General features: G+C 69.3%; 17 protein-coding genes and 1 tRNA gene. 4 read left to right on the top strand and 14 right to left on the bottom strand.

All coding sequences use genetic code 11. The features are described 5' to 3' along the window. Positions 1 to 192: 192 nt before the first annotated feature. Positions 193 to 960 carry a helix-turn-helix domain-containing protein gene (locus QNO09_RS33005; protein WP_283973906.1) on the top strand — a complete coding sequence of 256 codons (768 nt, stop codon included), beginning with the start codon at positions 193 to 195 and terminating at the stop codon, positions 958 to 960. On the opposite strand, the gene QNO09_RS33000 is transcribed toward QNO09_RS33005, so the two are convergent. From QNO09_RS33000 to QNO09_RS32970, 7 genes are all read right to left on the bottom strand, one after another. Next, complete coding sequence (locus tag QNO09_RS33000; protein WP_283973905.1) at positions 961 to 1,218, bottom strand: hypothetical protein; 258 nt, start codon at positions 1,216 to 1,218, stop codon at positions 961 to 963. Further along, positions 1,215 to 1,706: a phage terminase small subunit P27 family gene (locus QNO09_RS32995; RefSeq protein ID WP_283973904.1), complete on the bottom strand. Its 492-nt coding sequence runs from the start codon at positions 1,704 to 1,706 to the stop codon at positions 1,215 to 1,217. The genes QNO09_RS33000 and QNO09_RS32995 overlap by 4 nt, the downstream gene beginning before the upstream one ends. A 287-nt stretch (positions 1,707 to 1,993) precedes the next feature. Beyond that, entirely contained in the window at positions 1,994 to 2,329 is a 336-nt protein-coding gene (locus QNO09_RS32990) for a hypothetical protein (protein ID WP_283973903.1), read from the bottom strand. Beyond that, positions 2,326 to 3,693 carry a phage major capsid protein gene (locus tag QNO09_RS32985; protein ID WP_283973902.1) on the bottom strand — a complete coding sequence of 456 codons (1,368 nt, stop codon included), beginning with the start codon at positions 3,691 to 3,693 and terminating at the stop codon, positions 2,326 to 2,328. Before QNO09_RS32985 ends, QNO09_RS32990 begins: the two co-directional genes overlap by 4 nt. Before the next feature lie 153 nt (positions 3,694 to 3,846). Then, entirely contained in the window at positions 3,847 to 4,122 is a 276-nt protein-coding gene (locus tag QNO09_RS32980) for a hypothetical protein (protein WP_283973901.1), read from the bottom strand. Further along, positions 4,119 to 4,856: a hypothetical protein gene (locus QNO09_RS32975; RefSeq protein WP_283973900.1), complete on the bottom strand. Its 738-nt coding sequence runs from the start codon at positions 4,854 to 4,856 to the stop codon at positions 4,119 to 4,121. Before QNO09_RS32975 ends, QNO09_RS32980 begins: the two co-directional genes overlap by 4 nt. Before the next feature lie 47 nt (positions 4,857 to 4,903). After that, positions 4,904 to 5,116 carry a helix-turn-helix transcriptional regulator gene (locus tag QNO09_RS32970; RefSeq protein WP_283973899.1) on the bottom strand — a complete coding sequence of 71 codons (213 nt, stop codon included), beginning with the start codon at positions 5,114 to 5,116 and terminating at the stop codon, positions 4,904 to 4,906. A 162-nt stretch (positions 5,117 to 5,278) separates the two neighbouring features. On the opposite strand from QNO09_RS32970, the gene QNO09_RS32965 reads away from it, so the two are divergent. Both QNO09_RS32965 and QNO09_RS32960 read left to right on the top strand, forming a co-directional pair. Beyond that, positions 5,279 to 5,722, top strand: a complete 444-nt coding sequence (locus QNO09_RS32965; protein ID WP_283973898.1) for a helix-turn-helix domain-containing protein — start codon at positions 5,279 to 5,281, stop codon at positions 5,720 to 5,722. Continuing rightward, complete coding sequence (locus QNO09_RS32960) at positions 5,715 to 7,073, top strand: tyrosine-type recombinase/integrase (RefSeq protein WP_283973897.1); 1,359 nt, start codon at positions 5,715 to 5,717, stop codon at positions 7,071 to 7,073. The genes QNO09_RS32965 and QNO09_RS32960 overlap by 8 nt, the downstream gene beginning before the upstream one ends. A gap of 19 nt (positions 7,074 to 7,092) precedes the next feature. Here QNO09_RS32960 and QNO09_RS32955 read toward each other — a convergent pair whose 3' ends face one another. Next, positions 7,093 to 7,581, bottom strand: coding sequence for a YajQ family cyclic di-GMP-binding protein (locus QNO09_RS32955; protein ID WP_283973896.1), 489 nt, complete (start codon positions 7,579 to 7,581; stop codon positions 7,093 to 7,095). 220 nt (positions 7,582 to 7,801) lie between these two features. Between QNO09_RS32955 and QNO09_RS32950 the strand changes: the two genes are divergently transcribed. After that, positions 7,802 to 7,883, top strand: a tRNA-Tyr gene (locus QNO09_RS32950). A gap of 163 nt (positions 7,884 to 8,046) precedes the next feature. Here the strand turns inward: QNO09_RS32950 and QNO09_RS32945 are convergent. From QNO09_RS32945 to QNO09_RS32920, 6 genes are all read right to left on the bottom strand, one after another. Continuing rightward, positions 8,047 to 9,414: a tyrosine-type recombinase/integrase gene (locus tag QNO09_RS32945; RefSeq protein ID WP_283973895.1), complete on the bottom strand. Its 1,368-nt coding sequence runs from the start codon at positions 9,412 to 9,414 to the stop codon at positions 8,047 to 8,049. A 69-nt stretch (positions 9,415 to 9,483) separates the two neighbouring features. Beyond that, positions 9,484 to 9,672: a helix-turn-helix transcriptional regulator gene (locus tag QNO09_RS32940; protein WP_283973894.1), complete on the bottom strand. Its 189-nt coding sequence runs from the start codon at positions 9,670 to 9,672 to the stop codon at positions 9,484 to 9,486. A gap of 474 nt (positions 9,673 to 10,146) precedes the next feature. After that, positions 10,147 to 11,625: an AICE element replication initiation protein gene (locus tag QNO09_RS32935; RefSeq protein WP_283973893.1), complete on the bottom strand. Its 1,479-nt coding sequence runs from the start codon at positions 11,623 to 11,625 to the stop codon at positions 10,147 to 10,149. 3 nt (positions 11,626 to 11,628) lie between these two features. Further along, positions 11,629 to 12,477 carry a bifunctional DNA primase/polymerase gene (locus QNO09_RS32930; protein WP_283973892.1) on the bottom strand — a complete coding sequence of 283 codons (849 nt, stop codon included), beginning with the start codon at positions 12,475 to 12,477 and terminating at the stop codon, positions 11,629 to 11,631. Further along, complete coding sequence (locus QNO09_RS32925; RefSeq protein WP_283973891.1) at positions 12,474 to 13,223, bottom strand: class I SAM-dependent methyltransferase; 750 nt, start codon at positions 13,221 to 13,223, stop codon at positions 12,474 to 12,476. Before QNO09_RS32925 ends, QNO09_RS32930 begins: the two co-directional genes overlap by 4 nt. 91 nt (positions 13,224 to 13,314) lie before the next feature. Next, the gene (locus QNO09_RS32920) at positions 13,315 to 13,779 is read right to left on the bottom strand and encodes a hypothetical protein (RefSeq protein WP_283973890.1); all 465 of its coding nucleotides are present in this window, start codon (positions 13,777 to 13,779) and stop codon (positions 13,315 to 13,317) included. Between the last annotated feature and the right edge of the window lie 160 nt (positions 13,780 to 13,939).

The following is a 13,939-nucleotide window of genomic DNA, read 5'->3' as shown; positions in this document are numbered from 1 at the left end:
TCATGATGTCGCAGCTCCTTTGCAGCTGTGGCCACGCCCCGGGAGGCCTCCACCTCGCCGGGGTCTTTCTGTGATCACCCACCGTGGCGGGACCATGACCGGTTGCGCGACGACGGTAGAGGCGTCATATCGGCGGCATACGGGGTGACATTCCGGTGTCATTGACGCCGCTACGGGTCTACGGTTGATCACATGACGACACCGAACAGCACCCTCCGGGCAGTCCGTATGGGGCTGCGCATGTCCCAGGACGAGTTCGCCCGCGAGATCCGGGAAGCGGGCCAGCGGGCAGGCCACCAGAACGACGCCTCCAAGCGGCTCGTGCAGCGCTGGGAGAGCGGCGAGACGGCTGCACCCCGTCCGGTGTACGCCCGGGCCCTCGAGACGGTCACCGGCATGCCCATTGAGGCCCTCGGCTTCACCCTGCCCTCCGTGCTCGCGCGAGTCTCCGACGACGGACACGGCGGCCACGACCTCGAGGACTTGCCCGTCGGCATCCCGACGTCGGCCGGCGCCCCGGCCGCGCAGCCCGCCCCGGCCCGCGGGAACTACTCGGGCGTGTGGCTGAGCACCTACGAGTACTTCTCGTCCGGCCGCAGCGACACCTTCACCGGCAAGCACTACGTCGTGCTCCTGCAGCACGGCAACCGGCTCACCGCCCGGAGCCTGCAGAACGCCTCCCTCAACCCTGACAGCCCGCTGACGCTCGATCTCCAGCTGGACGGCAACACCGTCACCGGCACATGGACCGAGCAGACCGCGAGCGACGGCTACTACCGCGGGGCGCGGTACTTCGGCGCGCTGCAGCTGCTCGTGGAGCCCACCGGCCGCCGCATGGCCGGTAAGTGGGTCGGGTTCGGCAAGGAGTTCGACGTGAACACCGGGCCGTGGGAACTGCGGCTCATGGACTCGTCGACGAGCAAGGCGACGCTCGACGCGTACAACCGCCCTCCTGAGTGATCAGGTTGCCGTGGCTGCCCAATCGGCCGCGAGGGACGGCAGGTCGAAGATGTGGCCGTCGATGTCGACCACGCTGCCGATCCGGATCGTGAACGTGCCGTCCTGACGGCGGTGAGCGAGCACGGCACCGGCGCGCATCGCGTCCTTCGCGTTCTCGACGTCGTCGGCGCTCAAGGTGCCGTTCTCGAGGGCCTGGCGCAGGGCGCTGGCGCTGTAGCGGGCGAGGTCCTCGCTGAAGCTGAGGGGCTGTTCGGTCATGTCAGTAGCCTTTCTGCTCCTGCTCCCATGTTGGGTGGGCTGATCTTGAGTTGGGCGCGGTCACTCGGTGTCAGTCCGAAGCGTCCGCCGAGGCTGGCGATGATCGTGCTGGACTCGCGGAAGACCTGTACCGCCGGGTTGCGTCTGAGGTCGTAGACGAGCGTGCCGTCCGCCAGCTCGCGGACCACCGTGGTGCACGTCGTGCCGTTGGTGTCGATGTCGGCGGCGGCGTCCTGGTTGATGACAACCGCCGAGCAGAGGGCGGCGAAAGCATCGACATCCCAGGGGGTGAGGACGTGCTTGTCGATGAGGTCGGGGGCGAGGCGGTCCCAGACGTCGGCTGCTCGCTCGGGCAGCCACTCGGGGCACTGGACGTCGCCGACGGCGGGGACGGGCTCGCCCCGGTTGATCCGCTGCGGGTTCTTCTTGTCGTCGCCGTGCAACAGCTTGAGCGCAGTCGGCTTCGGCGCGGGTCCGCGCTTGCCCATGGAACACCTCCGGTAGCTACACAGAGTCGCTGTAAACGATCTCCGGGGTTGATTTCGGAAACCCGTGGAGGCAGGAGGGGGCTCCCCCCCGCGTTCCGACCCCTCCCAGACCCAGAAATCCTCATAGCCCTGGTGTCACGCTGCGTGGTCGTCGTGGCGGTCGGTGGTTGGCGGGCCGGCCGCGACGCACACCCACGTCGTGGCCGGCCCGCCGGTGCCCGCGCGGGTGCTGCACCGCGGGCGCACAGCGGACGGAGGTGCCGCGCGCCCGGACACCCGCGCGGGAGTCAGTCGTGCCGGATGCTGCGTCCGCCCAGCGGGTCGAACACGGCGGGCTGTACGTCGGGGTTGTAGAACGGGTCTTCGGCCGGTGGCTTGGCACGCCTGCCTCGCCCTGACCTGACGGGCGTTGCCCCGCCCGCGCGCTTGGTGCGCTTGGGCTCGCTGTCCTCCTGGCCGTCGGCCTGGCCGTCGACGTCGGTGGCGGGCGGGGCGTCGGCCAGTGTGGCGCGGCCGGCACTGACCAGGCGCCGGGCGGCAGCGTCCTCGAGCTCGAGGACCTGGCCGGGTACGCCGCGGGCTGCACGGCTGAGGTACGGCACGCGCAGCCTGACTCGGGTCACGGGGTGGGCCCGATCGCCTGGATGAGGGCCAGGTGCGCGGGGCGGCCGATGGCCATGTCGGCGCGGCCCCACACGCGGACCTTGCGACCGAGGTTCTCGAAGGCGTTCCCGGCCTGGTTGGACACCTCGACTTTGAACGCCGACTGGATGCCGATGATCACGAATCCGGTGGCGAAGTTGCCCACGACGCTCACCGACTCGTCGCCTCCGGCACCCAGGGTCACGGGTGTCTGCGTGGTCCTGAAGTGGCGCAGCGCGGCGACCGAGGGCGGCGGGCTGATGTACAGCCCTTCGGTGGCGGACTTCAACTTGCTCAGCTGCGCGGCGGTGCGCGGGGAGTCGATGCGGACGTCGGCCGTGCCGTTGGCGTCCTCGACGAGCTGGATGGCGTCGATCCACTCGTCGTAGTCGGTGGGCGCGGCGCCGGCCAGGTCGACGGTTCCGACGTCGGGGTCGTCGAGGATGCCGGTGAAGTAGCGGCCTGCGACGTCGTTGCCACCGGTGCCGCCCGTCAGGCCGCGCCAGAACGAGCGGTCGAGGCTGTTGGCGACGGCCGCGGACAGTACGGCCTCGATCTGCGCCGCGGCGTTCGCGCCGTCCTGGATGAGCTCCTCGCTGATGTCGGCGACGCAGCCGAGGACCTTGGGCATGAGGGTCACCGCGTCGAACCGGACGTCGGTGTTGTTGAGCGGGCCGAGCTCCGGCTTCCACTCTGCGGTGGGGTCGGTGGCGGTGCGCAGGATTCTGGTTTCGCCGGAGCCGAGCGGGATCGTCATTGCGCCGGCCTGCGAGATGACGGACTGCGAGCGGGCCAGGTCGATGAACAGGTTGCCCAGGGTCGGGGTCACGAAGAATCCGCCGGCGGGGTCCTGGGCGACGACCTGAGCGCGCAGCTCGCGTTCCATCATCGCGTGGTCGCCTCGGAGGATGCCGACCAGGGCGCGGCCGAGCGAGAGGTCCTCGCCGTCGACGCCGACCGGGCGCGGGGCGCCCGCGGCCTGGGCGAACGACTCGCCGTTCCGTACGCCGCGGACCTTGCGGCCGTCCGCGGTGTGGAAGTACAGGTCCGGGGTGTCGCGGCGGCCCGTGGGCCGGTCATCACCGCGGCCGCGGTCGGTCTCGAGGCGTTCCTCGGCCTGCGTGACCATCTCGTCGAGGTCGTCGCGCTCGTCCATCAGCCGGTCGAACTCGCGCTGTTCGGCGCTGTTCGGCCTGTCGCCGGCGCGGGTCATGACCTGGCGGGCCTGGTCCTCGCGCTCGGTGCGCTTGCTCTTGAGTTCCCGGATCAGCAGCGGACCGTTCGCGCGTACGCCGAAGCGCTCGCACATGCTTTCGAAACTGCCGGGCAGGGTTCTCCTGGCCATCGTGGCTCCCGTGGGGTGCGGGTGCGCGCAGCAGCGCGCACCAAGGGGTGGTGTGGTTTGCTGCCGCCCACGGGGAGCGGTACGTATGCGCCGCGGAGCATGGCCCGCCTTCGGGAAGCGGGCGCCGGGGCTCGAACGCGGCGTATGGCCATGCTAGCGGTCCGTACGGACACCGGGGGTGAACTCCTGCACCCTCGCGCTGTCCGGCTCGCTGTGACGGCCGCTGCCGGTCTTGCAGGCCTCGCACAGCACGCCCTTGCGGATGCGGATTGCCGCGCTGAGGTCCGTCTCGTCGACGTCGCCGAGCTCGGCGCGCAGCTGCCGGTTCCCGCCGGTGATGTGCACGGGCGCCCGGAGGTAGCCCAGCTCGTCCATGAGCTCGTCGACCTCTGTGGGAAGCGTCGACTCGATAGCGGTGTGATCGATCATGAAACGGCTCCTGTCTGGCTCATGAGCCCGCAGTGCGGGCATGCGGGGCGCGACCGCAGGAAGGCCCGCATGCAGCCCTCACAGCGGCCGTACGGGACTGCGTCGTCGTCCTGGTCGTCGAGGCCCTCGCGCGCGTCCTGTGGCTGAGGTACTGCAGCAACCCCGTTCGTCTTCCTCGTGTTCTTGATTGTTTTCTCTTTTGACGTACCACCGTGTGGCACGTCGGTAGGCGGTACGTCGGTGCGACCTGCGGAAACGTCCGTTGTCGCAGGTGGGCCCGAGGTGCCACGTGGCGGTACGTCGGTAGGTGGGTTGCCGGTAGGTGAATCCGGCGTACCAACGTGTGGCACGTCGGTGCGACCTGCGGAAACTTCGGAATGCGCTGGTTGCTCCGATGTACCGGCTGGTGGCACATCGGTGCCGACTGGCACGTCGTACAGCGTCAGGACCGTGCCGAAGCGTCCGCGGCCGAGGCTCTCGCGTTCGGTGATGAGGTAGCCGGCGTCCTTGAGTTCGGCGAAGACGGCCCGCATGACCCGTCGTCCTTCGGCCTTCGCGCCGCGCGACTCGGTGGCCTTCCTCCAGAGATCGTCGGCCGTGGCCTCCCAGGGGTCGGGACGGCTCAGCAGCTCGGCGAGTACGCCACGTGCGGCGTAACTGAGCCTGTCGTCTCGCACCGTCCGGTTGGGGATCTGCACGAATTCGCTCGTAGGGCGCGACCGGCGGATCTTCATAGGAAGTGATCACCTCCTCTCGAGAACCTGAGCCACGGGGTGAGCCCTCATCGGCCGGTCTGCTGCTCGAGGTAGGCCTCAACGTCCTCCCACCGGGCGCGGAGATGACGGCCCACCTTGATGAACTTCGGTCCGTCCCCGCGGTACTTCCAGTTGTAGACCGTGGCGACCGGGACCCCGAGGTACTCGGCCACCTCCTGGGCGGTCGCGAGTGGCCGACGCTGGGAACCGCTGGCGGGGGCCTGCTTGCTGCGAGACATACCTCTCCCCTTGCTCGTCGCCACGACTGCGAGACTCGTCGATTCGTTGTAAGCAACTCGTCGATTCGGCATGCCGCATAGCTTCACACCGCCTCTTGCTACTCGTCAAGGTGGTGTCGTACGCTCGTCGCTATGACGAGTGCTCGCACGTTCAGTGACGTTGTGGCCGAGCGGGTCAGGGAAGTGCGCAGAAAGCAGGGCATGACGGCCGCCCAGCTTGCGGAGGTCTGCGCGAACCTCGGATACCCGGAGCTGACGACTCAGGCCCTGTCCAACATCGAGTCAGGGCGCCGGGACAAGGACGGAAGGCGCCGGCGGTACGTGACTGTCGACGAACTGATCGGCTTGGCGCGTGCCCTCGAGGTGGCTCCTGTGTACCTGCTGATTCCGCCGCTGCCTTCACCAGACCAGCCCCTGCCCGACGACGCGGCTGAGGCGAACGCTCTGACGCACGTCTGGCAGGCGTTCATCAAGGGAGAGCGTCCCCTGCCGGGCATGGACCCGCAGCGCTTCCTGTCCGAAGTGCCGCGCGAGGAGTTCACACGCCTCCTTCACCGCTTGGTCGAGGCGAACGACACGGGGGAGGCAGGAGGACCCCGTGGCTAGCGTCTACGACCGGTGGCACCTCTCCCGTCCGAAGAAGGGCGCCGAGCCCTGCGCCGAGCACTCCAGCAAGACCCGCGTCCCGGTGCCCAGCGCGGACCACGGCAAGGGGAAGCGCTGGCAGGTTCGTTGGCGTGACGCAGCTGGCGAACAGCAGAAGGAGAACTTCGCCAAGCGCAGCCAGGCCGACACCCGCGCGGCCACCATCGAGGCTGACCTCGCCCGCGGCCTGTACGTCGACCCGGCGGCCGGCAAGGAGAGCTTCCGGGCCGTTGCCGAGCGCTGGCGCACCACGGCTGTGCACCGCAGCGGCACCGCCTCGCGCGTGGAGCGGGCCCTGCGGATCCACATCTACCCGACGTTCGGTGACCGGCCGATCGTGTCCATCCGCCCGTCGGAGGTGCAGGCCTGGGTCAAGGACCGGTCGCAGGTCCTCGCCCCGTCCACGCTGCGCATCACGTTCGCCTACCTCGTGACTGTGATGCACACGGCCGTGCGGGACCGCACGATCGCGGTGAACCCGTGCGCCGGCATCAAACTGCCCGAGGTGCGCCGCCCGGAGATCGTGCCCCTGCACAAGGACGCGGTGCGCGCCCTGATCGAGGCGGCGCCGCCCCGGTACCGCGCGATGATCCTGCTGGCCGTGGCCTCCGGGCTGCGGCAGGGGGAGGTGTTCGGCCTGGAGGTCGACTGCATCGACTTCCTGCGCCGGGAGGTGACGGTGCGCCAGCAGCTCATCGTGCCGGACAAGGACGCCGATGCCGCCGAGGACGAGACACCCGAGCCGTACCTTGGCGAGCCCAAGACCCACGAGAGCTACCGCACGGTGCCCCTGGTCGGCCTGGCGGTCGACGCCCTGGCGGCGCACCTGCAGCAGTACCCGGCCGCGGTGGTGGACATCGAGGACCGGACGGACCCGCGCAAGCCGAAGCGGCGGAAGGCGCGCCTGCTGTTCACGACGGAGCGCGCCGACGTCATCAAGCGCGCCAGCTGGTCGCACGTCTGGGCGCGGATGGAGGAGAGGGCGAACGAGGCCCTCGGCAAGGCCTACGGCGAGGCCTACGCGGCGTGGGTGCAGCGCGGCCGGCCGGACGGCCAGGAGCCCGCGCCCGTGCGCGTGCCGGACGGGGCCAGCATGCACGACCTGCGCCACTTCTACGCCTCAGCGCTGATCAAGAACCGCGAGAGCGTGAAGACGGTTCAGCGGCGACTGGGCCACTCGAAGCCGTCGATCACGCTCGACATTTACACCCACCTGTGGCCCGACGACGAGGACACAACGCGAGCGGCCGTGGAGGCCGTGCTTGGCGATGTGCCCGCGTTGTGCCCTCCCGCCGTGATCACTTCCAGATAGCGCAGGTCGGCCGGTTGGGTCAGCGGTAGTTCACGAACTGCATCGCGAAGTCGAAGTCCTTGCCCTTGAGCAGGTTGATGACGGCCTGCAGGTCGTCACGGCTCTTGGAGCTGACCCGCAGCTCCTCGCCCTGGACCTGCGCCTTCACGCCCTTGGGGCCCTCGTCGCGGATGGTCTTCGCCACCTTCTTGGCGTTCTCCTGGGAGATGCCCTCCTTGATCGACGAGAAGATCTTGTACTCCTTGCCGGAGAGCTGGGGCTCGCCGGCGTCCAGAGCCTTCAGCGAGATGCCCCGCTTGATCAGCTTGGACTGGAAGACGTCGAGGATGGCCTTCACCCGGTCCTCGGAGTTCGCCTCCATGAGGATCTGCTCACCGGACCACGAGATCGAGGCGCCCACGCCCTTGAAGTCGTAGCGCTGCGAGATCTCCTTGGCGGCCTGGTTGAGTGCGTTGTCGACCTCCTGCCGCTCGACCTTCGAGACGATGTCGAAACTGGAGTCGGCCATGTCCTGTGGCTCCTTGTATCGGGGTGCGTATCGTGCGTACCGGCGTATGCGGGCGGCCGCAGGGCCCGTTCGGGTCCCGGGCCGCATCCGGACAAGCCTAGCCACCCCCGGCCCTCCGAGCGCCGATCAATCGGGTGGCGAAGCACCCCTCCGCATCGGGTATTGTTTACGTCGTTGCCACGGAGCGCCGCGGAAAAGCGGCTCGACGGGCAGCTACCCCGGCGGTGTGCCCGAGCGGCCAAAGGGAGCAGACTGTAAATCTGCCGGCTCAGCCTTCCCAGGTTCGAATCCTGGCGCCGCCACAAGACCGAAAGGGTCTGTGACCAGCAGCAATGCTGATCGCAGACCCTTTCGGCGTTCACGAGCCCGACCTGATCGTTATGGGTGCTTTTTCCCAGTGTGTCTCACCCTGATTCGGGCGTTGATCAGTGCGTGTGGGGCAGGCGTGGGGCAGCTTCCGGCGTCCTAGCTGCCGTTCTTCAGCGCCCACTCGATCCGGGCGTTGGCTGTGGCGGCGCCGCCATCCAGGCACTTCGCGTACACCCGGAACAACACGGCCACACTGTGGCCGGCGCGTGCGGCCACCTCCTGTGGTTCCACCCCGGAGCTGAGCCACGTGGACACGGCGGCGTGGCGAAGATCATATGGGCGCTTCGCTAGCAGCGACGCGCACTGAGCGGGCGCGAGCGCACGCGTGCGGGCTTCGGCCCACACCTCGCCGTATCCGGTGTCCTGGATGAGTCCGCCGCGTTGCGTCCGGAACAGCCGCCCGTCGGGGGCAACACCGTACGCCGTGACGTGCCACCGGAGCAGACTCACGAGATCGGGCGGGATCGGCACGGTGCGGACTGCCTTCCGGGGCCGGTGCTTGAGCCCTCGCCGGTCGTGAGCCTCACCGCTGTCAGTCCAGGCCGACCCAGAACGCGGGCGGGTCTCTCGGAGTCGCAGAGTGCCCCACCCTCGGCGAGGCAGGTCGCAGTCCTGGAGCCGGAGGCCGATGACTTCCGCTGGCCGTGCCGCCGCGTAGTACATGCAGCCGAAGAACGCGACTAGGCGCCGCCCGCGGGGGCTCTGCGTGCGCACGGCATCGAGCAGCGCGAGGGCCTGCCGGGGGTCTGGCACTGAGGCGGGGTCCAGTTCCTCCGTTACCTGCTCCGGAGCTTTCCACTGCACCAGTGGCAGCGGGTTGTCCGTCAGACGGCCGGCGTCGACGGCATAGCCGAGTGCGTTGTGGAAGATGGCTCGCTTCCGGCGAATGGTCGATGCCGCCGCCGTGGTGCCGTCCAGCTTCTTGGTCAGGGCGTCCAGGGCAGCGCGTACCTGCATGCGGTCGGCCAGCGCGGAAGTGGGCAGGGACTTCCGCTCGAACCACGCCAGCACGGCGGCCACCTCGTCGGGCGGGTCCTGGTCGCGGCGGCTCACGTTGAATGCCCAGCTATAGAGAGCCGTCCGAACCGTCGTGGCGTCGGCCATGCCCTTAGTGTCCTTGACGAGAGCCGGCGTCACGGTGGCCATGGCTTCCGCGAGCGTCCGGCGAGTCGAGCCGGGGGAGTGCTGCCACTTCATCTCGATGTACTCGCGGGCGTGCTGGTACCAGCTCACATCGTTGCGCTGTCGCAGCTCAGAGAGCGGCACCCCGGTGGACTCGTCGAACGGCTCACCGGCGTGTGCTGCCCGCAGCAACTCAGCTCGACGGCCCTCGGCCAGCGTCTTGGTGCGGAATGTCTGAGAGTGCGGAGTCTCACCCGTCTTCCAGCGCAGTTCTGCGGAGGTCTGTCCACGGTCCTTCCGCTGCCGGACGGACCAGATTCGAACGTCGTACGTCTTCCCCATCGGGGGCCTTCCTGCGAACGGGGCCCGGTATGAGCCGGGCCCCGATGGTGGGTTGGTCAGTCGGTGCGATCAGTAGGCAGGGGAGTCCAGATTGCTGAGCCAGTCGTCCAGATCGTTGCGGCGGACCCGCAGGTGACCGTTGGGCAGCTTCACGAGTCGCGGCGCCTGCCCACGGGCGCGCATGCGGTAGAAGGCGGCGCGGCTCATGCCGATCTCGGTGAGGACTTCGGGGAGCTTGAGCATCTTGGGGGCAGCCAAGTCAAAGACTCCTTCTCAGGGTTCGGCGGTGAGGGGGGCGAACCTCCCGGGGCGAGAGAGTCCGCACCTGTCCGAGGTGCAGATTTCTGCGTCACCTGCGTCATCTGCGTCATTCGCGCCTCTGACCTGCGGTTTCGGGGTGACGCAGGGTCCGGAGGGTGCGTCACCGGTGACGTAGACCTTCGTCATCGGGTGACGTGGGTGACGCGGGGTGACGCAGAAAGCGACCGTCTGCGTCACCCCTCTTTCGGCGGGTCACAAGCCGTTATCGGGGTGTGGGTGACGCAGGTGACGCAGGGTCTCTCTACTTCGGACAAGAGAGGGGGTGTCTGTTGTGGTGCGCGGCTCAGAGAGTGAAGAACGTGCCGCTTCGCGGCGCGACCATTGCAGGGCGGCGCCGCCGCCGAACAGCAAGAAGAGCACGCGCCGCCGGGGTGCTCCTCTTGCTGTGCGAGCGGTCGGGGCACCGCGCGGTCAGAAAGCCGCTGCCTGCTCGTGCGGAGGCGATGCAGCGGACGGCCGCGCGATTTCGATGTAGCGGGACGTGTTGGTGCGTCCCCAGTCGATGAGGACGCCCCGGGCAGCGAGGGTGGGTTGAAGGCGCTTGAGGCGGTCTGAGAGCACCTTGCCGGTGGTCGGCCAGCCTTTAGGCAGGGGACGGAAGTCCTCGCCCGCGTAGAGGCTCGTGAGGCAGTGCAGCCATTCGGCTGACGTCATCCGCTGCTCGGTGCCCGGGTCGATGCCGGCGGCGTGCTTGAGGACGGTCTGCGCCAGCAGGTCGCCCTCGATGACGTCGTCGTTGAGGTCGTCCAGGCTGGCCCGGTAGGCGGCGAGCGCCCCCAGACCGGTGGCCGCGTCGAGCTGCGCGCACAGGTGCGCGAAGTCGGCCATGCGCAGGTCCGTCGGGATGTCCGCCTCAGCTGCGCGCACCTGCACGGTGAGGTCCAGCAGCGAGCCGAGGATGACGGGCAGCACCTCTGCGAAGTCCGACCACAGTTCCGCCTCAGTGCGCCGGACCCGGGGGCGTTCCAGACGGAGGGGCAGGAGCCGTTCGGCGAGGTCGGGCCGGATCACGCCGACGTCGATGCCGGTCAGGAGCAGGGGGCGGCGGTAGCCGATGCGGAAGACGTCCCCGTCTGTGAACAGCGCGCGTTTGACGTTCTCCGCCCCGGTCACGATGCAGCACATCGCATCGGACAACTCCGGGGTCATGTGGGAGAGGTTGTCCAGGGCGGTGACCCAACCGGCCGCGACCGCCGTGATCAGGTTCTCCTCATCTTTGGGTGCCCGGCGCAGGTCGCCGCTCATGCCCTCGATGATCCGCACGAGCATCCGCCCGCCGGTGGATTTGCCCGCGCCCTGCGGTCCGGTGAGGAACGGGGCCGGGACGGGGACCGTCGGCCCCAGGCAGCCGATGAGCCAGGCGATGGCCAGGCACTCGGCCTCCGCGGTGGCGAAGTTGCACAGCCGCATCAGCAGATCGATGCCCTTGCCGTCGGTGTCCTTGACCGGCAGGGGCAGTTCTCCGGTGAGCTGGGTACGCCGCCAGCACACCTCACGCGGGTCCGGGGTGCGGATGTCCCATCCGGTGGGGTGGATACGCACGGACTGCCCGTCGCTGCGCCCGAGGTCGAGCCAGGTGGCCCCGTCGAATCCGGGGGCGACGCGGATGTGTACGGGTTGGACGTTCTCGGTCAGCGCGAGTGCCTCGATCAGGTCGAGCGCCTCTTTCATGGCGGTGCCGTTGAACACGCCGATGCCGTCCTTGAACAGTCCGACCATGAGTTCCTGCCGGTGGCTGCCCGTGGTGCCCTGGGAGCGGATCGGGCGGGCCACGGGGTGGCGGTTACGCTGCGCGTACACGGTGCCGTCGGCGGTGCGGAAGTACCGGAAGTGCGATTGCGCGTAGTCGGTGATGACCTCGCGGGCGGGGTTCTTGTCGTCGTCGGACACGGGTCACAGTCCCAACGTGGTGGAGGCGTTGTTCCAGGCGTCCATGCAGTGCCGCGGGGACTCCCCCTTGGACTGCGCGGCGGTGAAGAGCCGGGCGATGTGGGTGTCGGTGAGGCAGCCGCACCGGCCGTGCGTGGACAGCACCGCCAGGAACGTCCGATACACGGTGGCGTGGATCGCGCTGCGGGCCTGTGTGATGCGCTGCTCGGCCATGGCGATGCCACGCTCCAGGAAGACGGGCGTGCGGTGCGGGCACTGCCCGCCGCCGGAGTGTGCGGGCAGCGAGACGGAACGGGGCGCCGGCCGGACAGCGGGCGGCTCTTTCATGGCCAGCGCGCGCACGGCGTCCGGCAGGGCGGTCATGGTGCCTGCGCCGGGCCCGAGCCATCGTGCGTATGCCATGGTCGACTTGATGTCGACGCCGGGCCGGACCGCGTTGTGCGACGACATGGCGCCCCGGTAGATCCAGTGCTCACCGCGCGTTGTCTGCACGGTCCGTGTGGCGGGCAGCGTCTCGCGGGCCCACCCGACGGCCGCCGTGTCGTCGAGGTCGACCACGGTCAGCCTGGCGGCGCCCGGGTGGTAGGCGACGCAGACGGCCCGCCGCCATGCGGCCGTCCAGGCCGGGGAGGTGAGCACGTCTGGGTCGGTGGTGGCGGCGGCCCACGCGTGGCAGACGCCAGAGCATCGGCAGTGGCCTGCGCTCTTCATGTTGGGCCGGCCGCCGCACACGTTGTTCGCGCACTGGGTGCAGTTGCCGAACGGTGCCTTGCCCGCGCGCAGGGGCAGCACCGGCACACCGGCAGCGGCCAGCTCCAGCGCGGTCTGCAGAAGCTCGGGAAGCGTGCTCATGCGGCCACCTCCAGCGCGGGTGCGAGGGTGGTGAGGAAGGCGCGGCCGATCCACTCGGTGTAGGCGGGCGGGAGCGCCTCGCGCAGCCGAAGGTGATCGGTCGACCAGTCGATGCCCTTGGCCGCGCGGATCTCCTCAATGGTGGCCTTGCCGCCGCCCTTGCCGTACGCGGCGACGTAGGGGCCGTCGAAGTACTGGCCGTGCCGGTAGCCGCGCACCCGGCCCCGGTGCCGGGGGTGGGGCGGCTGCACGGTCGTCCAGCCGCCCAGTTCGAAGTAGCGGTGCATGATCACGTCGAGCCCGAACTGTTCCCCACACAGGCGGATGTCCTTACGGACCTCGGAGCCCGCCACGTTCTCGATCACGTACGGCCGGCCCGTGGCCTCCAGCGCTTTGCGGGCGGGGCCGATGAGGCGGGGGTAGGTGCGGCCGATCGCCGCGTTGCGGGCCCTGTTGGTGCCCTTGGTCGGAGCCCCTTCCCCCTGGCAGGGCGGAGAGACGTGGATGAAGTCGAACTCGTGGCCGTGGGCGCGGATGAACTCGATCGCGTCGCCCTGGTGGAAGTCGTCGCCCCGGTAGTCCGGTTGGGGCTCGATGTCGACGCCGGTGATGTGGCAGTCGGGGCCGAACGCGCGCCGGTAGCCCTCGCTGCCGCCGCCGATGCAGCAACAGCCGTCCAGCACCCGGAAGGGACGGGACGGGGCGAGTAAGGCGAGCGCTCGCCTGATGTCGGTGGGTTGGGTCATGCTGGATGTCTCCAGTTCGTCGTCAGCGTGCTGGATGGTCAGGGCGGCCCCGGTTTCATTGGCGTGAGGTTGGGGGCCGCCCTTGGCGTAGCTAGCCGTTGAAGTGGTTGCGCTTGAACGTGGCCTTGCGGATGTTCACGGTGGTGCCGCTCTGGTGGCCGCTCGCGCTGAAGATCTGCACGGCGATCCAGCCGCCGAAGATCACGGCGGCGAGGGTGATGAGTTGGGTGATGAACGCGGTGAGTGCGGCGATGAACGAGGTGAGCAGCAGCAGGCCGCCGCACACCGCGAGGAAGCCCACGCCCCCGAGGGCGACGTTCACGGCCGTCCGGGACACGGCCGGCTTGGCCGTGACCGGTTCGGGCTGGGCGGGGTTGATGGCGTAGCCGGTGACGACACGGCCGTCCGGCAGGACGATGCTCGCCACCGCTGGAACACTGCCGGGCTGCACTGGCACGACCGGTGCCGACACGGCCACGGCGGGCGGGAGCGGGGTGGGCTGGTGGACTTCCACGGCCCGCTGTGCGGGCACGTGCGGGGTGTGGTCGGGGTACATGCGGAATCCCTTCCGGTACTCGGCCGGGGAGGTGGAAGCACCCCGTTCGGGGTGCCGTGTGGAGGGGTGTTTCAGGGGTCCGAGCAGGGCGCCTCCCCGCCTCCCCGAAACGATGTTTGTACTGATCAACGCGGGGAAGCGGGCCCGGGGAGGGGATTGG

Origin of the sequence: Streptomyces sp. 378 (assembly GCF_030124145.1) — a bacterium.
Taxonomy (GTDB): Bacteria; Actinomycetota; Actinomycetes; order Streptomycetales; family Streptomycetaceae; genus Streptomyces.
The sequence above is the reverse complement of the archived record's forward strand: the minus strand, read 5'-3'. Positions and strand labels throughout refer to the sequence as shown.